The following is a 21,622-nucleotide window of genomic DNA, read 5'->3' on the forward strand; positions in this document are numbered from 1 at the left end:
CTGGCAGTCCTTGTCCTTCAATAGGCCCTACAGGGCGTGGAAATGACGCAGTCCGCCCTGGACGCGGAGTGGGCTCGGCTGGAGCCGCACCTTCCGAAGAACAAAGGTCGGGGCGGGCGGTGGCGGAATCACCGCGCAGTCATCAACGGCATTCTCTTCCGCCGGCGGACTGGCATCCCGTCGCGGGATCTAGCCACGCGGTTCGCGAAATGGAAGACGGTGCATGACCGCCACCGGCGTTGGTCGGGGACGGCGGACGGCACATGGGAGCGGATCCTTCGGGCTGTCCAGGCCGACGCAGACACTCCTCCACGAGGTGGATCTCCATGGGCAGCGCCTCCCCCGCGAGGGGGAACCGGATCATGCGCCAGCGTGATCCCTGCGCGCTGCGGATCCAGAACAGTGAGCCCATGGCGATCAGCGAGATGAGTCCCACGACGGCGTACGACGCTGCCGGGCTGTGTGCCGGACTGTCTGTGCGAGCGGTCCACGCGCGAGTCGATGGCTGGCGTCCCGAGTTCTCTCGGTCCGCACGTCCGATGGAAACGGCGCCGACCCGTCCGCCTTTTCCCGACCGCCAGCTGTGTTGAGGATGAGGGAGGCCAGTTGTGGCGATTGGGGCCATGTCGTTCCCGGCGTTTGTGTGTCTGCTGGTCTCGTTCGCCCTGGTGGAGAGCGCGTGGCGATGGTTCACGGGGCTGGGCTTGATCCCTTGGGTACGCAGGCGCACGGGGCAGTCGTTGTCGAGCGTGGCCTTCGATGAATTCACGACGGTCGTGAACGGAAGCAAGTCGGTAGAGGTGGAGCAGCGGAGGGTGGAGCTGCTGCTGCGGGACGACGAGAGCGACGGTGCGCCGCCCCGCTCCAGCATCGACCTGACCAAGGGCACGGCGTTCATCGTGTTGCCACAGGAAGCGGATGACCCGTGCACTGACAGGCGTGATGCCTGTGAGGGCCGGCGGTGAACCGCGAACCGGAGGGAACGAGCGCAGAACCGTCCACGCCGTGGGGGCGTATCGCGTGCTTGTGGGCGGCCACGTTCGCCGGGTTGCACTTCTACTGGGCCGTCGGCGGTGATGTGGGGCTGAGCATCTCCGCCGGTCCGCTGGCCACCGAGCGCCCGCTGTGGTTCGTCGTGGCCGGTTTGTGGGGTGTGGGTGCGCTGTGCCTCCTCGGCACCCTGCTGGCATGGCTGCTTGCCTCGTCCAGGCTCCGGGGCGTTCCCGCTTTGCCGGCACGGTGGCTGGGGTGGGGCGTCAGTGCCCTCCTGCTGGTCCGGGGCATCGGTATCGAGGTGCTGCTGCTGACCAACACAACGCACCTGGATGCCTCGGTGAGCGGGGAGCAGCGAGCCTGGACGCTGGCCCTCTGGAACCCCTGGTTCATCGCCGGAGGACTGGCCTTCGGTCTCGCCACGCTCCGGTCCAGCCGCCATGCCGACGCAGAACCGCCACCCTCGTCCAGAAGCTGATTGCTCCGCCAGCAACCCCACAGCCACTTCCTCCCCGCTGGCGCGGGGGTGTTCCAAAGGTGCGAGTGCATGGGGGTATAGGGGCCGCCCCCTCACTCACCCGCGCATCGGTCTCGCGCCCTGACGCTGCACGCGTCCCGCTCGGCGATGGTTACCGGTGATTTCCTCGTGTCCGCACACTCATCCGACGAGAACATCCCGAGCGGCGGATTCTCTCCGTTGAGCCCTACTTTGCGCACCAACGCTCCAGAAGGAACGTTTCTGTCGCATGTTGCTCCACATCAGGCTTTGCGGGTCTGCGTAGATGCTTGTGTCCACACCGCGTCCACACAGCGCCCATTCGGCGGGGGCCCCGGCGGTCCTGCCGCTCGGGCTACTTGAGCGCGGAACGCTGTCGCGTCGCGGTTCTCGAAAGCGTGCAGCCGTTCCCCGTTCGCTCGCTCGAGCATCACGTCGCTGAACGGCCCGAACGGCGATCGCGTCCAATGTCCCATCACGATGCGCGTACCGGAGGAGGTGCCAATGCCCGCGATCCATCCGTCGAAGCGCAGTCGAGCGGGCCCGGTGGCCTTGCCGTGTTTTCGGCTCATCTCGTTTTCTCGCCCCCTGTCGAAAGTTCTGGGCAGTGTCCGACAGGCCTCGGTGGTATCAGCCGAGGTCAAGGAAGACCGGCGCAGGGCCGGGAGGCCCCGAGGCGCACATGCCTGACTCCTTGCGAGAAGTGCACCACGGGCTCGGTGAGGGGCGGGGGGGGGAGGCCTGCCGCGGTGGCCAGCGTCTCCTCGAGCACGTCAACAGTGGCGTCGGACAACGGCCAGGGCTCGTGCTCGACAGGCGTCTCCCAGATCGCGCCGAACCGGCGCGTGTACGTCCGCCAGCGCGAAGTAAGCCATACGTCCCGGTCCGTCGGCGTAATCGGCTCGCCGGGGCGGACGAGCAGACGGTATGACGGCGTACCGCTCCACCGGGAGCCCACGTACGAGATGACATCACCGCTCCGGGAGACGCTCAGTCTGCCCGGGCTGTACGGTGCGCCGACGGCACGAGCTCCCACCATCAGCGGGCAGGCCACCTCGATGGACAGGAACCAGAGCCCGTCCAGCCCGTCCGGGCGTCGGACATAGGTCCGCAGATTGGTCTCCGCGAACGTCGGGAGAGGCACCGCAGCGGGTATGCCGGGAGGGCGCACGTCCGCCATGACGAAAGGCGAGAGACCCACCCATGCCGCACCCTCGTACTCCTCCACGATCAGCCCCTCAGGCACAAGAGCCTGAACCTGAGCCGACCGGAAGGGCCAGTGCATGAACGTCTGATTCAGCCAGTCGGCCCGGAGCGCGGGAGTGCGAACCCGCTGCTCCGCTCCATACCTGGTACAACTGGTACGCCTGCTTGAGGTACGGGTCCGGCTCCATCCGCGCGATCCACGCCGTCAGATCGACCGCCACCTGCTCGTAGGCGATCGTCGTCTCCAGCACCGACGAAACGCCGGGCAGCAGCCAGTTGACGACCTTCTGCTGCTGCGCCTCGATGTAGCGGGTCCTCGCGAGCTGCCTTTTGATCTCCGGATCCGCAGTGTGGCGGGCGAGCTGGTGGCTGAACATGATGGCCTCCACCTCGATCCCGTTCATCGTGATGATCCGGCACCTCGTATACGGATCACAGCGATCCGGGTCGATCGGTTCCACGTTCAACTCCCGCCAGTTCCTTAGCTGACGGTCGAGCGGGATACCACGCTGCTCCAAGGGGTTGAACGTCATCTGGGCCTCCTTGAGAAACCTGGGCTCGAACTGCCGGAGTACCCCAGCAAGCGGTGTGCACCCGGGGCACAACAGAACGTGGCCATGCTCCGCGCTCCCCGGCCGGGCCACTGCGGCACCGCGCACCCGGCCCACCCACACTCACCCGGCTGGACCACTGTGAAGAGACCCGGCGATCCCGGCCGCCGCGTGCTAACCGTTCCTGGGAAGCGGCCCCACGTCGGTGCGGCGGCCCGGGCGGAGCGCGGCATGCTGCTGTCCGGGGCCAGGTCCGTTGCGGGCGGCGAGAGCGTCCGCGACCGCCCCGGTGGCGAAGGCGTAGACGGTCTTGTGCAGCAGGTCCACCGCCAGTTCCGGGCGGGGCCATGTCTGGGGCGGGGCGCCGACTCCCGTGGCGTTCTCCAGGATCTGGTCGTTGGTCAGCCGTACCACCGCGAACATGGCTGAGGACCACGGACCGCGCAGCCCGGCCTGTGCCATCACCGAGCGCAGCACCCCGGCCAGTGCCCCCTGCCCGAAGTGCATCACCCAATTCAGCGGAACGGGCTGGCGCCCTGGCCGCTCCCGCATGCCGGTCAGGCGTTCCAAGGTGCGTGCCGGGACGTGGGAATCGGGCCGGCCCGTCAGACGCTGCTCCGCCTTCTCGCCCAGAGTCATCACCACAGCGCCCGTCGCTCCGGCGACCAGGCCCTGCCACAGTGCGCGCTTCATCATGCGGTGCACGTACCCCCGGTGACCGCGACCACCACGTCCAGGGTCCGCCAAGCACCCGCCTGCGGATCGCCTCACCCGGATGCGGCGCTGCTCCGCATCTTCCGGGGGTAGGCGTACCGGGACGACGTGCCCCGGAAGAAAGCGGAAGCCGCATGAGTGAACCGGCCAGGCCCCCGGTCGCCGCCCGCCTTCTGCCGCGCAGGTCGATGGCGGTCTGCGCGCTGATCGGCGCGGCGGTGATGGCTGCCGTCGACGAAATCGTCTTCCACCAGATCCTGGCGTGGCACCACTTCTACGACCGCTCCACCTCCACCGTGGGGCTGTTGTCCGACGGGCTGCTGCACACCGCCGAACTCCTGGGCTTGGTCGCCGGATTGGTCCTGTACGCCGATCTGCGCCGCCGTAGCGTCCTGGCCCCGGCGCACGCGTGGGCCGGACTCTTCCTGGGTCTGGGAGCCTTTCAGCTCTTCGACGGCATCGTCGACCACAAGCTGCTTCGCCTGCACCAGATCCGGTACGGAGTCGACGTCACCCCCTACGACTGGGCCTGGAACGGCGCGGCCGTCCTCCTGCTGGCCGCCGGAACAGCCTTGGCCCTCCGGGCGACCCGGCCGCGCGGGTGACCCCATGACTCAGGCCATCGCGGTTACCGCGCTGGCAGCCGTGGCCGCCTACCTCACAGCCGCAGTACGGCTGCGCACGCGTGGCGACGCCTGGCCACCGACGCGCGACGTCTCTTTCAGCGTCGGCGGCGCGGCCCTGGCGGTGGCGGCGACAACCCCAGGCCCGGGCGGCCCTTTCACGGCCCATATGACTCAGCACCTGATCGTCGGCATGGCGGCCCCGCTGCTGCTGGTCCTTGCTCGCCCACTCACTCTGGTTCTGCGGGTCACCGGCCCCGGCCGCGCACGACGCCTGCTGCTCGCAGCCCTGCACTCCCGCCCCGCCACATGGATAGTGTTCCCGCCCCTGGCGGCGCTGCTCGACATGGGCGGCCTGTGGGCGCTCTACCGCACCCCGCTCCTGACGGCCACCCACCACCAGCCCTTGGTCCAAGCGGCCGTACACGCGCACGTCGTGACTGCCGGCCTGCTTTTCACGTTCGCCGTCTGCCGCCTGGACCCGATGCGCCGCCGCTGGAGCCTGAGATGGCGCGGCGCCACCCTGCTCGCCACCGGCGCAGCGCACGCGCTCCTGGCCAAATCCCTTTTCGTCACGCCACCGCCCGGGACCGCTGTTCCTCGGGACGACCTCCAGGCCGGTGCCCGGCTCATGTACTACGGCGGCGACCTGGTCGAGATCGCCCTCGCCATCACGTTGGCGGTCCAGTGGTACTCCACCACAGGCCGAACCAACGCTAGACGTCAGCCGCTCAGTCGAGGGCCTTCGGCACCGCGATTGCAGGAATCCCGTGGGCGTTGCCCGCAGGCCGCCGCGACACCGCCGGCTGGAACCCGGCTGTGCTGAGTACTCATGGCCCACTTCTCCCTCTACTGAAGGCGACTCCCTCAGCAGCCGCCCTTGTCAAGGCGCCGGTTACCCCTTCCGGGTCCATAGCTGCTGATATCAGTACCCTCGTAGCGGTGATCTCTGGACCGGCGGGACAATAGAGGCCGGGATCGTGCTCGACTGGCCGTGGGCGCTTGGGCATTATGAGGCCATGACCCCAGAGGACTTCCCGGAGGCGGAGACGGAGACTGTGGAGGCGCCCGTCACCGAGGACGGTGACCGGGCGGTGGTCTGGGACGACGAGCCGTCCGAGTGGGTACGGTGATGCGGCTCAGCCAGCACATGCGCGAGATCGGCGTCGTCCAGCACGGCGCTCCCATCCTCGGGGAGGCGGCCCGCCGCTTTGATCTGCCCGCCGAATAGGCGGCGGCCGAGCGCGCCGTCGATCTGTTGTTCGCCTCCATGCGCCGCGTCGGGCAGGTTCAGCCCTTCGCCCAGGGCATGGGTCTGGCGGCCGTCCAGATTGGTATCGGCTGGGCCGCAGCGGTCGTCCAACCACCCGGCCGCGACCAGAGCCCGATCGTGCTGCTCAACCCCCGCATCACCGCCCGCGGCGAGGAGACTGATGAACAGTACGAAGGCTGCTTGAGCGAACTGGCGCGGCCGCCCGCCGACCAGCCACGTCATCGTGAACAGCATCGCGGCAACCACCACCCGCACCGGACTGCGCGTGAGTGCCGCACTCGATACCAACACATACCCCACCGGAGTCCAGATCGGGGATGCGGAGACGGCTGCCCTGCCGCTGACCCGGCACGCGTTCCACGGCGACTGGAACTATGTCCTGCATCCCCGATCCTGCCCTGTCATCCCGGCGGCGCGGGCCCCGCAGGCACCTGCCGCAAAGGGGACCATTCCCTGCTTTCCGATCCGCCGCTGACCGGGATGACCCGCTGGCAACTGGACGACCTCAGAGGAACGTTGGCCCCGGACAGCGATACCCAGCGCGGCCGCCCGCCCCGGCTCGCCTTCCCCGAACAGGTCCTGGCCACCGTGCTCCACCTGCGGGTCGCCCTGGCCCCGGAAACCTCTCGCCGTGCTGTTCGGCAGCAGCCGCACGGCCATGCACCGCACTCCCCTGAAGAACCGGAGACTGATCGAGGCACATGGGATCGCCATCCCGCCCGCGACGACCCCACCCGCAGCCCTCTCCATCCTCCAGGCCCGGGTCCTCGCTCTGACCTGCGAGCCCAGCAGCAAGATCAAGACGACGTGTTAATGATCTGCAAGCCCTAAATCTCTCCGGCTTGGACGTTCACCCCCGCGCCACAGAGCTCGCGAGCAGGACGTGCAGTTTTCAGATCGGGCCGCTTTCAGGACAGCCCGCGCCGGCTCGCTGACCGCCGACCCTTGCGCCCCCGCCGCTGGAACTCGTTCGTCAACCGACCCCGTCGGCGCTCGTACCGCGCCAATCAGCCCCGGTCGCGGAGTCTGTCCAGCCACCCTGACTCACCAACGATTTCCTCGTGTCCACACAGCGTCCACACATCGCTGCGTCTCGCCCTCCAGAAGGTGCCCCAAACCTCGATGAGGGTGCCGTCACCGCAGGTCAGGGGCCCCTTAGCCGCCGCGGACACGTCACGCGGCGAAGTCCTGAGCAGCGGATTCTCTCCGTCGGAGCAAAATTCGCGACCCCGACCCGAGCAGAAACGTTTCCGCAGGTCAGGGTGCCTTTACGTGGGGCGGGTGGGACTCGAACCCACAGCCGACGGATTATGAGTCCTTTTCGGATTTTCCGATCGCTCCCAGTCTTGCCTCGATCTTCCCATATTCACAGGTCAGCGGCCTGCAACCGTCTGGCTGTGTACGAGCCTTCCTGATCCTTCCGGGGCCTTCCGTCCCCTGCGTGTCCCCTGGCGGTCCCCCAGAGAGCCCTCCTGTTGGAGTTGCTCCTCGGTTTGAGCCGAGCGGAGGCCTGCGGACGTATCAGGAGGGGAGTGCCATGAGTGCCAAGGGTGTGGTGGTGGGTTGGGATGAGCCGCCTGCGGGTTCTACCGTGACGCCCATGCCGGTGGCCTTTCCCACGTCGCCCTCCATCACCACACCACCGTCGCGACGCATGAGGCCGGCCGGCCTCATCGTGTCGTTGTCGTCGAACCACAGCTGGTAGGTCTTGCCTTCAGGCAGCTCCGGCAGGCCGGAGGCCAGGAAGACGGCACTGTTCTGGCTGCGGGAGACAATCACCGTGGCCTGCGCACCGCCCTTGACGCTGCCCGAGGCGCTGCGGGCATCGGGGGCTGCCAGTACCCGCGCCATGTCCGCGGCCTCCTCCCTGACCTGCTGGGCAAGCTGTCCGGCCTGCTGGGCCTCCTGGAACTGCCAGGCTGCCACCCCTCCGAACCCGGTGGCCGCCGCCACACAAGCGGCCAGGACCAGACGGGGCATGTACCGTGCGCGGCCGGTCGTCGGACGGCGTACGACATCAGCGGCCGTCGCCTGCGGGGCCAGCTGACGCACTGCCTCGATCCGGGCGATGACCTGCCTCTTCATCGCGGGCGGGGGCGCGGCGGCGACGGCTGCTCCCAGGCGGGCCGCGGTGGCGGTCAACTCTCGTACTTCTTGGGCACATGCCGTGCACTGACGCACGTGGCGCTCGACCGTCTCGCGCTCGCTGTCTGCCACCGCGTTCAGGGCGTAGGCGCCGGTGAGGACGTGCACGTGTTCGTCGCTCATGCGTTTACTCCCATGCAGTCTCGAAGGCGGATCAGGCCGTCACGCAGACGTGTCTTAACTGTTCCCAGTGGCGCCGACAGTGTGGCAGCCACCTCCTGATAGGTGTAGCCCTGGTAGTAGGCGAGGGTCAGGGCCTGGCGCTGCAGCTCGGTCAGGGTCCGAAGACATCGCCTGACTTGTTCACTCTCCAGCCGGACAGTCACTTCCTCGCTGACCTGGTCGTAGTCGGGCGTGCGCTCGCGAACCGCAGTGCGTTGCTCGCGGGCGGTCGCTGCTTGCTCGGAGCGCACGCGGTCCACGGCACGACGGTGAGCCATCGTCATCACCCATGTCATGACGCTTCCCTGATCGGGACGGAAGCGCGTAGCGGTACGCCACACCTCGACCATGACTTCCTGCGCCACTTCCTCGGACTGGGCCGGATCCCGCAGCACCTTGAGTACCAGTCCGTAGACCGGGCCGGCGATCGCGTCGTAGAGGGTGGCGAAGGCTTCCTGGTCGCCGCCGGCAACGCGAGCTACGACATCGGAGAGTTCCGGGCCACCCTGCGCAGCGCCGCCGATGCGTGCGATCTCTTTCACCGCACACCTCTCGGACGGGCGCAGCCAGCGAGGCGAAGCTCGGTGTGATAGCCGCCCATACCCAACCTTTCAAGCGATACAGGTGAGCGAAAGCCACCCTTCAGCGATTCTTCGGTTTTGCTCTTTCGACTGATTCGTAGCCGCGGGCCTCATGGATTGGTTCCCCGGGCGACTTTCTGTGCGCCCGGGAAACACGTTCGCTCCACGGCCAATCCGTATCGGCTCTGGTGACGAATGAAGGGCGTGAGGGAAGCGGTACGGCCTCGAAGCAGTCGAAGCGGACTGTCGGACTGCGGGGCCGTACCTACCTGGCAGCCCTCGCCCTCACTCACCGGCGCGGCCCGCCGGTGCCCGTGGCCCATTCAAACGGCTGTCTTCATGTTCAGCACCCGCTCGCGTCGCAATTCGCCGTTGTCGTCGCCGTAGCCGCCCTGTCTGGCGCCCGTCATCACCGCGGGGAAGAAGGCCGGTCTGGTCGACACACTCACGTGCGCAGACCCATCCAAAGACGTGCCGGTGACGAATAACAGGCATGAGAGACGTCGTGCCCGTTACGCCCCCTTTCTGGGCCGGCCGAAGCGAGGCCGCGTCATCGGCGGATGCTGCCGCTGGTGCCAGAGCCGTGATCGGACGGCATCTGACGTACTGCGGCTTGCAGAGCCTCACCGACGACGCGCTGTTGGTCGTGACGGAGCTGCTGTCCAACGCTGCCCGCCACGGCAAGCCGCCGTGGAGTGTCAGCATGTGTCTGATGTTGTCCCAGGAGGATGGGCGGCGATACGTGCGGCTGGAGGTCGCCGACGCCGGGTCAGGCATCGACATCAACCTCATACGTGCCCGCTGGCGCCACCCCTCCGGCTCCCTGACGGACGGCGGGCGCGGCTTGTTCATCGTCGACACTCTCGCGTCTTCCTGGGGCAACGACCGCACCAGCCACGGGCACACCGTGTGGGCCGAACTGGAAGTCAAGCCCGGCTCCCCGGTCGGCAGCCCGGCCCCATCCGGCTGACCGTGTCACGGCAAGCGCCCCTGGGACCGCGCACCATCCGCCTGTCACGTCACCTTGTCCGAGGCGGCTCCACAGTGGACAACGAGCGTACCTACCCGATGCTGCTGCGGCTGTTCGCATGGTTCGGTGCCGCCACACAGGAGTCCGACCCAACGGTGTCGGTGCGGGGGTACGAGGGTTGTGGCCTCGAATACGCGGGAGTACGCGGCCTCGATGGGCGGTCGAACCCGCTCTCACCGCAGGCTGGATGCGCCCACACCCACCGTGAGACCGCTGCGCGGCCCGGGTGGGGCGGCACAGCGGCCTCTGCAGCATGGATGTCGAGGATTCCCGGCGGGTCCGCCGGCCGACGGTCCCTTGCTACTTGGGCATCAGAACGGTGTCGATGATGTAGACGGTGGCGTTGGCGGTGGGGACGTTGCCGCACACCACGTTCGCCGTGTCGTTGACCTTGTACGACTCGCCCGATCCGGAAGTGGTGAGCTTGCTCTTCTGAAGAGTGTCGTACGAACCGTTCTCCAGCTGCTTCGGCGTGAGCTTCTGGCCCACGACGTGGTAGGTCAGGATCTTGGTCAGTGTGGCCTTGTCGTTGAGGACCTTGTCCAAGTCGGCCTTGGGGATCTTGGCGAAGGCATCGTTGGTCGGTGCGAACACCGTGATGTTCTCGGCGTTGTTCAGCGTGTCGACCAGGCCGGCCTTCTTCACCGCGGTCACCAGGGTGGACAGCGCCGGGTTGTTCGACGCGGCTGTGGCCACCGGGTCCTTTGCCATGCCGTCGAAGCTGCCGGCGCCGTCCTTCGGCACGGAGGCGCAACCGGGACCGAACGGCTTGTCCGTCATCGCCGTGTCGTCGGCGGCGGGAGTCGACTCCTTCGGGGAGGAAGCGGCCGTGCCCGATGAGTTGTCGGTCGCCGAGTCGGAGCTGTCGTCCGAGCACGCGACCAGGCCCAGCGGCAGAGCTGCGGCAGCCGCGACGGCAATGGCTACGCGGCGGAAGCGGAAGGCATTCATTGCGTTCTCCTTGAGTGGTTGCGATGTAACTGTCTGTAAGGAAGAAAGGTCTGGATTTTCGGCGGGGGGGCGGAGCCGGGTCTCCTGCCGAGTGCGGGTCAGTCGACGGTGACGACTACCGAGTGCCGGCCGCTCGCGCCGTCGGGGATGGTCCGCGTTCGCTTATCGGTCTGGACTTCACCTGTGCGGTCGGTGGCGCGCACGGTGAGGGTGTGGCTGCCGGGCGTGGCCTTCCAGGGGAAGGACCATTGCCGCCACGTGTCTACGGTGTCCTGCGCGGCGAGGTCCGCGGGCCGCCAGGGACCGTCGTCGATGCGGATTTCAACCCTCTCGATGCCCCGGTGCTGAGCCCATGCGACGCCGGCGACCACGACGGTGCCGGCCTTGGGCCGGGCGAAGGGCTTGGGGGTGTCGATGCGGGACTGCGTCTTGACCGGAGCCTTGCGGGCCCACTTGCGCTTCACCCAGTACGGGTCGTAGTCGTCGAACGTCGTGAGTTCGATGTCTTCGATCCACTTGCAGGCGGATACGTATCCGTACAGCCCCGGGACGAGCATCCGGACGGGGAAGCCGTGCACGAAGGAGAGCGGCTCGCCGTTCATTCCCACCGCGAGCATCGCGTCGCGGCCATCCATGACGTCCTCGACCGGAGTGCCGAGCGTCATGCCGTCCACCGAGCGGGCCACGAGCTGGTCCGCGGGCCCACCGCGTGAGGGCGGCCTCACGCCCGTCTCGCGCAGCAGGTCCGCCAGTCGTACGCCGATCCAGCGAGCGTTGCCCACATAGGGCCCCCCGACCTCGTTGGAGACACACGTCAGTGTGATGTCCCGCTCGATCAACTCGCGGTCCAGCAGGTCCTGGAAGCTGACGGTGAGCGGACGCTTGACGCCCTTGCCGTGGATGCGCAGTCGCCAAGTACTGGCGTCGACCTTCGGCACGATCAAAGCGGTGTCGACGCGGTAGAAGGTCCTGCTCGGCGTGATGAAGGAGCTGATGCCCGGAACTCGTAGCTGAGCGCCGGACGGGACGGGCGCCGCGGGTGATGCGGGCTGGGGCAGCAGTACTTCGGCACGTGAGGCGATCGCGTCCTGGCCACGTCGGCCGTTGAGCGTCCGGCCGAGCGCGCCCGCGCCGCTGGACGCGGCCGCCGCCGCCGTCGCCGCGATCAGGAATCCCCGCCGGTCCCAACCGCTGCCGCTCGAAACCTCCGCATGTCGCCGAGTCCTGAGCAGACGGCCGATGAGCACATAGAGCACACCGGCTCCCACCACACCGCCCACCAGCGACGGCAGCCCGTCCGCTACACCGGTCGAGTCCGGGCGGCTCACCGCCGCGGCAGCACCCACCACCCCGAACATCAGCACACCGGCCGAACCGACACGCCGATACCGCAGCGCCACCACACCGAGCACCAGACCCAGCGCGGCGAGCGTCGCCAGAATGCCCAACTGCAGAACGAGCTTGTCGTTCTCACCGAAGTTCCGGATCGCCCAGTCCTTCAGGGGCGCCGGAGTGCGGTCGATCGCCGCACCACCGACCGCTGTGACCGGCCCCGCTTCGGGGCGGACGGCCGCCGAGACGAGTTCGGCAACGGCCAGCGCGGCGTAGCCGGACAGCAGGCCGCTGAGGGCGGCGAGCCCTCCTCGGGCCAGGTTTGTACGGGAGATCCTCACGCCCCCTATTCGGACCCGGCAGCCGGGCGGATTGGCCCGCCACTCGAAAAGATTGGAAGTCTCTTAGCCGCCTTCGGGGGGCCTCAGCTGGCCGCGCAGTGCGCGACAGCGCCGGCGATCCCCAACTCGTAGCCCTTTTACGCCAGTTCTCCATCGCCCCAGAGCGGGACGGGGAAGGGGAGACCAGCTGGGCGTCGATGCGGGCCGCGTCCATGACGGCCGGCAGGGAGTGTGGGGGTGCACACATGCACGCGCAGCAGTCCGCTGTCTGCGTTCAAGGTGGAACGTCTACGAGGCGTTCGCGGCCCCCGGCCGCATCCACATCCCGATCGCCGCGATGCCCGACGGGCAGCAATATCTGTGAACGGCTCACACCGCCACCCGCCACCGTGGGGGCTGGGGTGAGCCCGGCAAGACCTTCGCGATCGGTCTCGGCTGCGTCAGGCGCGGACGTCGCGCTGCGGCACTTCCTTGAGGACCGCCGCCACGGTGACGAAGTCGTTGTCCACGTGGAGCACGGTGTGGCCGTGGTGAACGGCCGTCGCGCACACCAGGAGATCGATGACTCCCGCGGCACCGTGCTGACCGCGTTGCGTGAGCTTGTACTGGGCGGTGTCGACCCAGCGCCACGCGTTCTTGGGGACCGGCGAGAGCGGGCACAGGGCATCCAGCTCCCCGGCCAACTCGTCGCGGTGCGACGGGCTGGTGGCCGAGTACAGGAACTCTGTGCGCGTGGGCTCGCAGACGCGCAACACCCCGGCGGCGATGTGCCCCTCCCCGGGGCGCAGCGCCCCAGGGGTACGGAACAGGTGCCACAGCGCAGAGATGTCAACGAGATATGTGATCACCCAAAGGCCGCCCGCCGCGCGCGCTTAGCAGCGTCGTACGCAGCCGCGGCCTCCTCGAACTCGCCGCGCTCGCCCCGCTCGGCCAACTTCTCCGCGGCCTCAAGCCTCCGGATACGAGCCGCATAATCCCGCAGAGCCGCGTTGACGGTCTCCTTCTTCGTCGTCACGCCCATCAGGCGCATCGCCTCAGCCAGCGCCTCGTCATCAAGGTCGATCTGGGTAACGGACACGCTCACCACCCCACCAGAGAGTGACGATGTACACACTTAGCGTACATCGTCAACATGCACTGCATTGAGGTGCGCGAGCGGGGCGGCACAAAGCCGGATCGCGAGCTCACCCAAGCCCGCCAAAAGCCCCGAATCTCACCACACGCGATTTCGGGCGCACCGTGTCCCCTGCGTGTCCCCTGGATCTTGGTCCGGACGAATGAATGGGGGCCGCCACACTGGAGTGGCGGCCCGCGTTCTGGCGTTTCCGCAGGTAGAAACGATTCTGCGCGACCACTGTGTGGTGGGGCGGGTGGGACTCGAACCCACGGCCGACGGATTATGAGTCCGCTGCTCTAACCGGCTGAGCTACCGCCCCTTACGGCGCGTCGCGCACATTTGTGCGCGCCGTCTGCCGCAGCATAGCCGCTCATACGATCTCCTGCCTCGGGTGGGCTGCTACGCATGCCCAGGAGGACTTCGCTGACGCCTGCGCGGTTGCAGGAGATACGAAAAAGGACCCCTGAGGGGCCCTTTTTCTTGCCGCTCCCCCGACTGGACTCGAACCAGTAACCCTCCGGTTAACAGCCGAATGCTCTGCCAATTGAGCTACAGGGGATCGCGCTCCCCCGACTGGACTCGAACCAGTAACCTGCCGGTTAACAGCCGGCTGCTCTGCCAATTGAGCTACAGGGGATTGCTGCGTTGCACCGAACGTACCCACCGGATGGCGTCCCGGGGGGCGTGTGCTCGCTGCGACACATACATTAGCGCAAGCAGGGGGGTGCTCCGCCAATCGGTATCCCCCGGGTTGATCACGGGTGCCCACGGGTAGGCGGCCAGCAGAGCCCCACGGTCCGAAAACTCCCCCGGCACCAGGGGACCACCGACGTAGGAGAAGGGTGACAGCCATGCGCTTCAAGCTCACATTCATCGCCGGACTGGCCCTCGGGTACGTGCTCGGGACCCGAGCCGGGCGCGAGCGCTACGAGCAGTTGAAGAAGTCCGCGCGCCAGGTCGCCCAGAACCCCGCCGTACGCAACGCCGCCGAGTCCGCCGCCCACAACGGCCGCGACTTCGCGGGCAAGGCGCTCCATACGGTCAGCGACAAGGTCGGGGACCGGATGCCCGGCTCCGTCACCGAGCGCGTGCGGTCGCTGCGTGAGCGCGGGCAGAGCGGCGAGGACGACTGGGGTACGACCAACACCTAGGACCACGGACAAGAGCCCGGCGCGGCCCCAGCTCCGCATGCGGCAGAATCTTGAGCATGGGGATAGTCGCCGGCTTGGACAGTTCGTCTGGTTCTACGCGCATCGTCGTGTGCGATGCGGATACGGGTGCAGTGCTGCGGCAGGGCTATGCCCCGCACCCCGGGGAGGCGAAATCCACCGAGGCCGATCCACAGGTGTGGCTTCTGTCGCTGGGCGAGGCCGCGGCCGGCGGGCTGCTCGAGGGCGTGCAGGCCATCGGCGTATCGGCGCAGCAGCACGGCATGATCCCGCTCGACGGGCACGGTTCGGTGGTACGTCCGGCGCTGCTCGGCAATGACAAGCGTGCCCAGGTCGCGGCCGCCGATCTGGTCGACGCGCTCGGCGGGCGGCAGGCGTGGGCCGAGGCTGTCGGGTCGGTGCCGACGGCTCCGCAGCCCGTCGCGAAGCTGCGCTGGCTGGCGCGCGACGAGCCGGAATCCGCGCAGCGCACCGCCGCCGTGATGCAGCCGCACGACTGGCTGGTGTGGCAGCTGCTCGGGCGCCCGGCCCGCAGGACCACCGACCGGGGCGCGGCCTCGGGGACCGGTTACTGGTCGGCTGTGACCGGGTCCTACCGGCCGGATCTCGTTGAGCTGGCGCTGGGGCACCAGGCCGCGCTGCCCGAGGTGCTCGGCCCTTCCGACGCCGCGGGGACCACCCCTGAGGGGCTGCTCATATCCGCCGGCACCGGCGAGACGATGGCCGCGGCCTTCGGGCTGGGGGTCGGGGTCGGGGACGCTGTGGTGTCACTCGGAGCCTCGGGGTCTGTGATGGCCGTCCATCATGAGGGGCTCGCCGATTCGAGCGGGCTTATTACGTCGTTTGCCGACGCCACCGGGATGCATCTGCCGGTCGTGCACACGCTCAATGCCGTGCGGGCGCTGCGCGGCACGGCCGATCTGCTGGGGACGGATCTTGAAGGGCTTTCGGATCTGGCGCTCAAGTCGTCGCCGGGCTCCTACGGGCTCGTACTGCTGCCGTATCTCGAAGGTGAGCGTACGCCGCAACTTCCGCACACCGCCGGGACCTTGAGCGGGCTGCGGCGCGAGTCGATGAAGCCCGAGCATCTGGCGCGGGCGGCTTTCGAGGGCATGCTGTGCTCGCTGGCCGATGCCATGGACGTACTGCGGGCCCGGGGCGTGGAGGTGCGGCGGGTGTTCCTGCTGGGGGCCGCCGCCGAGCTGCCGGCCGTGCAGGCGGCGGCGCCCGCGATCTTCGGTACGCAGGTGGTCGTGCCACAGCCCGCCGAGTACGCGGCGCTGGGCGCGGCCCGGCAGGCCGCGTGGGCGCTCGGCGTCGCGCAGGGCACGCTGGCTCCGCACACCCCGCCGGGCTGGCAGGGCGCGGCGGCGCAGGTGCTGGAGCCGGGTGACGAGCTGGCGGTGGGGCAGGCGGTGCGCCAGCAGTACGGCGCCACGCGGGACCAGATCCACCCGGGGGCGTTCGGCGCCTGAAGCTTCCTGAGTCTTGACCTGGGGATGGGGAAATCCCTTGGAATTGCCGGCGCCCGGTGTCGGAGGATGGGGCGGACCCCGATCTTGCCGACACCGAGAGACTCCGCGTGCTCATACGACTCCTACGGGCCCGTCTCGGCCCGTACAAGAAACCCATGGCCCTGCTGGTGCTGCTACAGCTCGTGCAGACCTCCGCGACGCTCTATCTGCCGACCCTCAACGCCGACATCATTGACAACGGTGTCGTGACCGGGGACAGCGGCTACATCCTGGAGTTCGGCGGCATCATGATCGCCGTCAGCGTCGTCCAGGTGATCTGCAACATCGGCGCCGTCTACTACGGCGCGAGGACCGCCGCGGCGCTGGGCAGGGATGTGCGGGCCGCCGTCTTCGAGCGGGTGCAGAGCTTTTCGGCGCGGGAGGTCGGGCAGTTCGGGGCTCCCTCGCTCATTACTCGTACGACCAATGACGTCCAGCAGGTGCAGATGCTGGTGCTGATGGCGTTCACGCTGATGGTGTCGGCGCCGATCATGTGCGTGGGCGGCATCGTCATGGCGCTCGGGCAGGACGTGCCGCTGTCGGGTGTCCTGCTGGCGGTCGTTCCGGTGCTCGGGATCTCCGTGAGCCTGATCGTGCGGCGGATGCGGCCGCTTTTCCGCGCGATGCAGGAGCGGCTTGACGTCGTCAATCGGGTTCTGCGCGAGCAGATCACCGGCAACCGCGTCATCAGGGCGTTCGTACGGGACGAGTACGAGAAGGGCCGCTTCCGGGAGGCGAACACCGCGCTGACGGATGTGTCGCTGTCCTCGGGGCGGCTGATGGCGCTGATGTTCCCGATCGTGATGACGGTCGTGAACGTGTCCAGCATCGCGGTGGTCTGGTTCGGCGCGCACCGGATCGAGAGTGGCGGGATGGAGATCGGTGCGCTTACGGCGTTCCTCGCGTATCTGATGCAGATCGTGATGGCCGTGATGATGGCCACCTTCATGTTCATGATGGTGCCGCGCGCCGAGGTGTGCGCCGAGCGCATCGAGGAAGTGCTGGACACGGCGTCGAGCGTCGTACCGCCGGCCAGTCCGGTACGGGAGCTGCGGCGGCACGGGCAACTGGAGCTGCGGGGCGCGGAGTTCCGTTATCCGGGCGCCGAGGAGCCGGTGATCAGGGATGTCGATCTGGTGGCACGTCCGGGTGAGACCACGGCGATCATCGGGTCGACAGGCAGCGGGAAGTCGACGCTGCTCGGGCTCGTACCCCGGCTGTTCGACGCGACGGGCGGGGAGGTGCTGGTGGACGGGGTCGACGTACGGACGCTCGATCCGGTGCTGATGGCGAAGACCGTTTCGCTGGTGCCGCAGAAGCCTTATCTGTTCTCCGGAACGGTCGCCACGAATCTGCGGTACGGGAAGCCGGACGCGACCGACGAGGAGCTGTGGCACGCGCTGGAGGTCGCGCAGGCGCGGGAGTTCGTGGAGCGGCTGGAGGGTGGGCTCGACGCGCCGATCTCGCAGGGTGGTACGAACGTGTCGGGCGGGCAGCGGCAGCGGCTCGCGATCGCGCGCACGCTGGTGCAGCGGCCGGAGATTTATTTGTTTGACGATTCGTTCTCCGCGTTGGACTACGCGACCGATGCGGCGCTGCGGGCCGCGCTGGGGCGGGAGACGGCCGAGGCGACCGTGGTGATCGTCGCCCAGCGGGTGTCGACGATCCGCGACGCCGACCGGATCGTGGTCCTGGACGAGGGCCGGGTGGTCGGCACGGGCCGCCATCACGAGCTGATGGAAAGCAACGCGACGTACCGGGAGATCGTGCTCTCCCAGCTGACGGAGGCTGAGGCGGCATGAGCGGGCCCGGTGGACGCATGATGGCCGGCGCGGGCGGGCCGGCCGAGCGGTCGATGGACTTCAAGGGCTCGGGGAAGCGGCTGCTGCGGCAGTTCGCTCCGGAGCGGGTCACGTTGTGGTGGATGCTCGCGGCGGGTGTGCTGAGCGTCGCGCTCTCGGTGATCGGGCCGAAGATCCTGGGGCGGGCGACCGATGTGGTCTTCGCGGGGGTCGTCGGCCGGCAGACCGAGGGCGGTGGCAGCAAGGCGCAGGTCGTCGAGGGCCTGCGGGAGAAGGGTGACGACGGGCTCGCGGACATGCTCTCCGGGGTGGACTTCACGCCTGGGCAGGGCATCGACTTCGGCGCGGTCGGCGACGTACTGCTGATGGCTCTCGCGGTGTACGTGGGCGCGGGGCTGCTGATGCTGGTGTCGTCGCGGCTGTCGATCCGGGTCATCAACCGGACCGTGTTCCGGATGCGTGAGGACGTACAGGCCAAGCTGTCGCGGCTGCCGCTGAAGTACTTCGACCAGCAGAAGCGCGGCGAGGTGCTCAGCCGGGCGACGAACGACATCGACAACATCTCGCAGACCATGGCGCAGACGATGGGCCAGCTCATCAATTCCCTGCTGACCATCGTGGGTGTACTGGCGATGATGTTCTGGATGTCGCCGCTGCTGGCGCTGGTGGCGCTGGTGACCGTACCGCTGTCGGTGGTGGTGGCGGCGAAGGTCGGCAAGCGGTCGCAGCCGCAGTTCGTGCGGCAGTGGAAGAGCACGGGCAAGCTGAACGCGCACATCGAGGAGATGTACACCGGTCACGCGCTGGTGAAGGTCTTCGGGCGGCAGGAGGAGTCGGCGGAGGCTTTCCGCGAGCAGAACGACGCGCTGTACGAGGCGGGGTTCAAGGCGCAGTTCAACAGCGGGATCATGCAGCCGCTGATGTTTTTCGTGAGCAATGTGAACTATGTGCTGGTGGCCGTGGTGGGCGGGCTGCGGGTCGCGTCGGGCACGCTGTCGATCGGTGATGTGCAGGCGTTCATCCAGTACTCGCGGCAGTTCTCGATGCCGCTGACGCAGGTCGCGTCGATGGCGAACCTGGTGCAGTCGGGCGTCGCGTCGGCCGAGCGGGTCTTCGAGCTGCTGGACGCGCAGGAGCAGGAGCCGGACGCGGTGGGCGGCGGCGCGGAGCTTTCGCCCTCCGATCCGGAAGGCAGGGTGGCGCTGGAGAAGGTGTCGTTCCGGTACGAGCCGGACAAGCCGCTCATCGAGCACCTGTCGGTCGCCGTCGAGCCGGGCCAGACGGTCGCGATCGTCGGGCCGACGGGCGCGGGCAAGACGACGCTGGTGAATCTGCTGATGCGGTTCTACGAGGTGACGGGCGGCCGGATCACTCTGGACGGTGTCGACATCGCGAAGATGAGGCGGGAGGAGCTGCGTTCGGGCATCGGGATGGTCCTTCAGGACGCCTGGCTGTTCGGCGGCACGATCGCCGACAACATCGCGTACGGGGCGTCGGCCACGCGGGACGTCACGCGCGAGGAGATCGAGGAGGCGGCGCGGGCCGCCCACGCGGACCGTTTCGTACGGACGCTGCCGGACGGGTACGACACCGTGATCGACGACGAGGGGGCGGGGGTCAGCGCGGGCGAGAAGCAGCTGATCACGATCGCGCGGGCGTTCCTGTCCGATCCGGTGATCCTGGTCCTCGACGAGGCGACGAGCTCGGTCGACACCCGGACCGAGGTGCTGATCCAGAAGGCGATGGCGCGGCTGGCCCACGGGCGTACGAGCTTCGTGATCGCGCACCGGCTGTCCACGATCCGGGACGCGGACGTGATCTTGGTGATGGAGAATGGGTCCATCGTTGAACAGGGGACGCATGACGAGCTGCTGGCGGCGGAGGGCACGTACGCGCGTCTTTACGCGGCGCAGTTCGCTCAGGCGGTAGCGGAAGTGGACTGACGGACTCCGGCCGGGGCAGCGGCGAGCTCGGCCGGGCGGCTCGCGGAGGGCGTGTGGTCCGGTGGCGGCTGGGGCGCGTCGGGCGGGGCTTTTCTTTCCCCACCCCGCCCCTTCCCGCTGTGACATTTTGCGGCTGCCGCCGCGTGGGGGCTCCGCCCCGGACCCGGTCCTCAATCGCCGGACGGGCTGAAAAATCCAGCCCGTCCGGCGATTGAGGACACGCCCGAAGACATACCGGGGCTGGTGCTTGCTCCCGGTACGCGTGATCCGCCGGTCGCGCCCTTGGGCGGCGGGCGTCAGTCCAGGTAGCCGCGCAGCTGGTCGGCGAAGGCGTGGTCGCGGAGCTTGTTGAGGGTCTTCGACTCGATCTGGCGGATGCGTTCGCGCGTCACGCCGAAGATGCGGCCGATCTCCTCCAGCGTGCGCGGCCGGCCGTCGGCCAGGCCGTACCGGAGCTGGACGACCTTGCGTTCGCGTTCGCCGAGCGTGGAGAGCACGGCTTCCAGGTGCTCGCGCAGGAGGAGGAAAGCGGCCGATTCGACGGGTGACGCGGCGTCGCCGTCCTCGATGAGGTCGCCGAGCGCCACGTCGTCCTCCTCGCCCACGGGTGCGTGCAGCGACACCGGTTCCTGGGCGAGGCGCAGAACTTCGCTGACGCGCTCCGGGGTGAGTTCGAGGTGGGTGGCGACCTCTTGGGGGGTCGGCTCGTAGCCGCGCTCCTGGAGCATCCTGCGCTGGACCCGTACGACGCGGTTGATCAGCTCGACGACGTGGACCGGGACGCGGATGGTGCGGGCCTGGTCGGCCAGCGCGCGGGACATGGCCTGACGGATCCACCAGGTCGCGTACGTCGAGAACTTGTAGCCGCGGGCGTAGTCGAACTTCTCGACGGCGCGGATGAGGCCGAGGTTGCCCTCCTGGACCAGGTCGAGCATGGTCAGGCCGCGGCCGACGTATCGCTTGGCGACGGACACGACGAGGCGCAGATTCGCCTCTATCAGGCGGCGTTTGGCCATCCGGCCCATGACCACGAGCTTGTCGAGGTCGACGGCGAGCTGGGAGTCGAGATCGGGGTAGCCGCTGAGCCTCTCCTCGGCGAAGAGACCGGCTTCTACGCGGCGGGCCAGGTCCACCTCTTCGGCGGCGGTGAGGAGGGGGATGCGGCCGATTTCTCGGAGGTACTGGCGGAAGAGGTCGGAGGAGGGGCCTCCGGTGTCGGCGCGGGGGTTGCGGCGGCGCTCGGACGCGTCCGGTGTCTCGGGGGCGTCCGGGGGGTCCTCGACGAGGACTTCGGCTTCCGTTTCGGGTTCCGCTTCGGGTTCGGTTTCGATTTCGGGTTCGGGGTGGAGTTCGCCCCGGCTCTGCGAAGGGACCGTGGCGATGACGTCGGTCAACGGCTGGGTCTGCGGCTGGGTCTGGGTCTGCACGGGGGCGACCTCCAGGGTGAACGCTGCCGGTTCGGGGGCGTGCGGCAGCGGGACGGGAGCGGCGACCGGGCCGCCGTCCGTCCCGTACACGATGTGTGGATCCGCGGGTGTGTGAGGCCCACTCGGCGTGGGCCGGCCGCGCTCCGAGGACTCAGGCACCGCCACCCAGTGTGGGGTACGACACATCGCTGCCACGAGGGGCGTGCGGTGACTTTTTGAGTCCGGGCCGTTACCGGGTGGGCCTGCGGCGCT

19 protein-coding genes, 3 tRNA genes and 6 pseudogenes are annotated in these 21,622 nt (G+C 68.4%); 15 read left to right on the forward strand and 13 right to left on the reverse strand.

Annotated features, from left to right (window positions below; genetic code table 11):
* Positions 1-42: 42 nt before the first annotated feature.
* From ABZX79_RS28670 to ABZX79_RS28680, 3 genes and pseudogenes are all read left to right on the forward strand, one after another.
* Positions 43-303: pseudogene (locus tag ABZX79_RS28670) on the forward strand (transposase); the annotation flags it as partial.
* Positions 304-623: 320 nt separating this feature from the next.
* Positions 624-965, forward strand: coding sequence for a DUF6191 domain-containing protein (locus ABZX79_RS28675; protein ID WP_355263795.1), 342 nt, complete (start codon positions 624-626; stop codon positions 963-965).
* Complete coding sequence (locus ABZX79_RS28680) at positions 962-1,471, forward strand: DUF3995 domain-containing protein (protein WP_355263798.1); 510 nt, start codon at positions 962-964, stop codon at positions 1,469-1,471. Before ABZX79_RS28675 ends, ABZX79_RS28680 begins: the two co-directional genes overlap by 4 nt.
* Positions 1,472-2,129: 658 nt before the next feature.
* Here ABZX79_RS28680 and ABZX79_RS28685 read toward each other — a convergent pair.
* The 3 genes and pseudogenes from ABZX79_RS28685 to ABZX79_RS28695 form a co-directional block, all read right to left on the reverse strand.
* A complete protein-coding gene (locus tag ABZX79_RS28685) occupies positions 2,130-2,774 on the reverse strand; it encodes a DUF2071 domain-containing protein (protein ID WP_355263801.1) in 645 nt (214 codons plus the stop codon).
* 73 nt (positions 2,775-2,847) lie between these two features.
* Positions 2,848-3,228 (reverse strand): annotated as a pseudogene (locus tag ABZX79_RS28690) (hypothetical protein); the annotation flags it as partial.
* A 192-nt stretch (positions 3,229-3,420) separates the two neighbouring features.
* The gene (locus ABZX79_RS28695) at positions 3,421-3,942 is read right to left on the reverse strand and encodes a hypothetical protein (protein ID WP_355263804.1); all 522 of its coding nucleotides are present in this window, start codon (positions 3,940-3,942) and stop codon (positions 3,421-3,423) included.
* A gap of 152 nt (positions 3,943-4,094) precedes the next feature.
* On the opposite strand from ABZX79_RS28695, the gene ABZX79_RS28700 reads away from it, so the two are divergent.
* From ABZX79_RS28700 to ABZX79_RS28720, 5 genes and pseudogenes are all read left to right on the forward strand, one after another.
* Entirely contained in the window at positions 4,095-4,565 is a 471-nt protein-coding gene (locus ABZX79_RS28700; protein WP_355263807.1) for a DUF2243 domain-containing protein, read from the forward strand.
* A 4-nt stretch (positions 4,566-4,569) separates the two neighbouring features.
* The gene (locus ABZX79_RS28705; RefSeq protein WP_355263810.1) at positions 4,570-5,409 is read left to right on the forward strand and encodes a cytochrome c oxidase assembly protein; all 840 of its coding nucleotides are present in this window, start codon (positions 4,570-4,572) and stop codon (positions 5,407-5,409) included.
* A gap of 483 nt (positions 5,410-5,892) precedes the next feature.
* Positions 5,893-5,982 (forward strand): annotated as a pseudogene (locus ABZX79_RS28710) (peptide deformylase); the annotation flags it as partial.
* Between the two features lie 61 nt (positions 5,983-6,043).
* Positions 6,044-6,244 (forward strand): annotated as a pseudogene (locus tag ABZX79_RS28715) (ISAzo13 family transposase); the annotation flags it as partial.
* Between the two features lie 243 nt (positions 6,245-6,487).
* Positions 6,488-6,670 (forward strand): hypothetical protein, encoded by a 183-nt coding sequence (locus tag ABZX79_RS28720; protein ID WP_355263930.1) that lies wholly within the window; start codon positions 6,488-6,490, stop codon positions 6,668-6,670.
* Between the two features lie 707 nt (positions 6,671-7,377).
* Here the strand turns inward: ABZX79_RS28720 and ABZX79_RS28725 are convergent.
* Together ABZX79_RS28725 and ABZX79_RS28730 are read right to left on the reverse strand one after the other, a co-directional pair.
* Positions 7,378-8,124 carry an anti-sigma factor gene (locus tag ABZX79_RS28725; RefSeq protein WP_355263813.1) on the reverse strand — a complete coding sequence of 249 codons (747 nt, stop codon included), beginning with the start codon at positions 8,122-8,124 and terminating at the stop codon, positions 7,378-7,380.
* Positions 8,121-8,705, reverse strand: coding sequence for a sigma-70 family RNA polymerase sigma factor (locus ABZX79_RS28730; RefSeq protein WP_355263816.1), 585 nt, complete (start codon positions 8,703-8,705; stop codon positions 8,121-8,123). The genes ABZX79_RS28725 and ABZX79_RS28730 overlap by 4 nt, the downstream gene beginning before the upstream one ends.
* Positions 8,706-9,237: 532 nt before the next feature.
* Here ABZX79_RS28730 and ABZX79_RS28735 point away from each other — a divergent pair.
* Both ABZX79_RS28735 and ABZX79_RS28740 read left to right on the forward strand, forming a co-directional pair.
* Positions 9,238-9,714 (forward strand): ATP-binding protein, encoded by a 477-nt coding sequence (locus ABZX79_RS28735; protein ID WP_355263819.1) that lies wholly within the window; start codon positions 9,238-9,240, stop codon positions 9,712-9,714.
* Between the two features lie 74 nt (positions 9,715-9,788).
* Positions 9,789-9,923, forward strand: a pseudogene (locus tag ABZX79_RS28740) (amine oxidase); the annotation flags it as partial.
* A 151-nt stretch (positions 9,924-10,074) separates the two neighbouring features.
* Here the strand turns inward: ABZX79_RS28740 and ABZX79_RS28745 are convergent.
* Positions 10,075-10,725, reverse strand: coding sequence for a fasciclin domain-containing protein (locus ABZX79_RS28745; RefSeq protein WP_355263822.1), 651 nt, complete (start codon positions 10,723-10,725; stop codon positions 10,075-10,077).
* 98 nt (positions 10,726-10,823) lie between these two features.
* The gene (locus tag ABZX79_RS28750; RefSeq protein WP_355263924.1) at positions 10,824-12,407 is read right to left on the reverse strand and encodes a molybdopterin-dependent oxidoreductase; all 1,584 of its coding nucleotides are present in this window, start codon (positions 12,405-12,407) and stop codon (positions 10,824-10,826) included.
* 178 nt (positions 12,408-12,585) lie between these two features.
* Here ABZX79_RS28750 and ABZX79_RS28755 point away from each other — a divergent pair.
* Positions 12,586-12,837: pseudogene (locus ABZX79_RS28755) on the forward strand (short-chain fatty acyl-CoA regulator family protein); the annotation flags it as partial.
* A 1-nt stretch (position 12,838) separates the two neighbouring features.
* Here the strand turns inward: ABZX79_RS28755 and ABZX79_RS28760 are convergent.
* From ABZX79_RS28760 to ABZX79_RS28780, 5 genes are all read right to left on the reverse strand, one after another.
* Positions 12,839-13,246, reverse strand: coding sequence for a PIN domain nuclease (locus ABZX79_RS28760; RefSeq protein ID WP_355263825.1), 408 nt, complete (start codon positions 13,244-13,246; stop codon positions 12,839-12,841).
* Positions 13,243-13,476: a type II toxin-antitoxin system VapB family antitoxin gene (locus ABZX79_RS28765; protein WP_355263828.1), complete on the reverse strand. Its 234-nt coding sequence runs from the start codon at positions 13,474-13,476 to the stop codon at positions 13,243-13,245. Before ABZX79_RS28765 ends, ABZX79_RS28760 begins: the two co-directional genes overlap by 4 nt.
* Positions 13,477-13,757: 281 nt before the next feature.
* Positions 13,758-13,834, reverse strand: a tRNA-Ile gene (locus ABZX79_RS28770).
* Between the two features lie 167 nt (positions 13,835-14,001).
* A tRNA-Asn gene (locus tag ABZX79_RS28775) sits at positions 14,002-14,074 on the reverse strand.
* A gap of 5 nt (positions 14,075-14,079) precedes the next feature.
* A tRNA-Asn gene (locus tag ABZX79_RS28780) sits at positions 14,080-14,152 on the reverse strand.
* A 214-nt stretch (positions 14,153-14,366) separates the two neighbouring features.
* Between ABZX79_RS28780 and ABZX79_RS28785 the strand changes: the two genes are divergently transcribed.
* From ABZX79_RS28785 to ABZX79_RS28800, 4 genes are all read left to right on the forward strand, one after another.
* The gene (locus ABZX79_RS28785; RefSeq protein WP_355263831.1) at positions 14,367-14,666 is read left to right on the forward strand and encodes a YtxH domain-containing protein; all 300 of its coding nucleotides are present in this window, start codon (positions 14,367-14,369) and stop codon (positions 14,664-14,666) included.
* Between the two features lie 56 nt (positions 14,667-14,722).
* Positions 14,723-16,159: an FGGY family carbohydrate kinase gene (locus tag ABZX79_RS28790; protein ID WP_355263834.1), complete on the forward strand. Its 1,437-nt coding sequence runs from the start codon at positions 14,723-14,725 to the stop codon at positions 16,157-16,159.
* 107 nt (positions 16,160-16,266) lie between these two features.
* Positions 16,267-18,000, forward strand: a complete 1,734-nt coding sequence (locus tag ABZX79_RS28795; RefSeq protein ID WP_355263837.1) for an ABC transporter ATP-binding protein — start codon at positions 16,267-16,269, stop codon at positions 17,998-18,000.
* A complete protein-coding gene (locus ABZX79_RS28800; protein WP_355263840.1) occupies positions 17,997-19,943 on the forward strand; it encodes an ABC transporter ATP-binding protein in 1,947 nt (648 codons plus the stop codon). Before ABZX79_RS28795 ends, ABZX79_RS28800 begins: the two co-directional genes overlap by 4 nt.
* 296 nt (positions 19,944-20,239) lie before the next feature.
* Here ABZX79_RS28800 and ABZX79_RS28805 read toward each other — a convergent pair whose 3' ends face one another.
* Entirely contained in the window at positions 20,240-21,529 is a 1,290-nt protein-coding gene (locus ABZX79_RS28805) for an RNA polymerase sigma factor (protein ID WP_355263843.1), read from the reverse strand.
* Positions 21,530-21,622 lie beyond the last annotated feature (93 nt).

The sequence above is a fragment of the Streptomyces sp. NPDC002994 genome (genome assembly GCF_040611155.1).
GTDB lineage: Bacteria > Actinomycetota > Actinomycetes > Streptomycetales > Streptomycetaceae > Streptomyces.

Bases quoted from the DNA above. Each gene is read 5' to 3' on its own strand.
- ABZX79_RS28675 (WP_355263795.1), top strand. From the start codon at position 624: ATGTCGTTCCCGGCGTTTGTGTGTCTGCTGGTCTCGTTCGCCCTGGTG.
- ABZX79_RS28685 (WP_355263801.1), bottom strand. From the start codon at position 2,774: ATGCACTGGCCCTTCCGGTCGGCTCAGGTTCAGGCTCTTGTGCCTGAG.
- ABZX79_RS28695 (WP_355263804.1), bottom strand. From the start codon at position 3,942: ATGATGAAGCGCGCACTGTGGCAGGGCCTGGTCGCCGGAGCGACGGGC.
- ABZX79_RS28700 (WP_355263807.1), top strand. From the start codon at position 4,095: ATGAGTGAACCGGCCAGGCCCCCGGTCGCCGCCCGCCTTCTGCCGCGC.
- ABZX79_RS28705 (WP_355263810.1), top strand. From the start codon at position 4,570: ATGACTCAGGCCATCGCGGTTACCGCGCTGGCAGCCGTGGCCGCCTAC.
- ABZX79_RS28725 (WP_355263813.1), bottom strand. From the start codon at position 8,124: ATGAGCGACGAACACGTGCACGTCCTCACCGGCGCCTACGCCCTGAAC.
- ABZX79_RS28735 (WP_355263819.1), top strand. From the start codon at position 9,238: ATGAGAGACGTCGTGCCCGTTACGCCCCCTTTCTGGGCCGGCCGAAGC.
- ABZX79_RS28745 (WP_355263822.1), bottom strand. From the start codon at position 10,725: ATGAATGCCTTCCGCTTCCGCCGCGTAGCCATTGCCGTCGCGGCTGCC.
- ABZX79_RS28785 (WP_355263831.1), top strand. From the start codon at position 14,367: ATGCGCTTCAAGCTCACATTCATCGCCGGACTGGCCCTCGGGTACGTG.
- ABZX79_RS28790 (WP_355263834.1), top strand. From the start codon at position 14,723: ATGGGGATAGTCGCCGGCTTGGACAGTTCGTCTGGTTCTACGCGCATC.
- ABZX79_RS28800 (WP_355263840.1), top strand. From the start codon at position 17,997: ATGAGCGGGCCCGGTGGACGCATGATGGCCGGCGCGGGCGGGCCGGCC.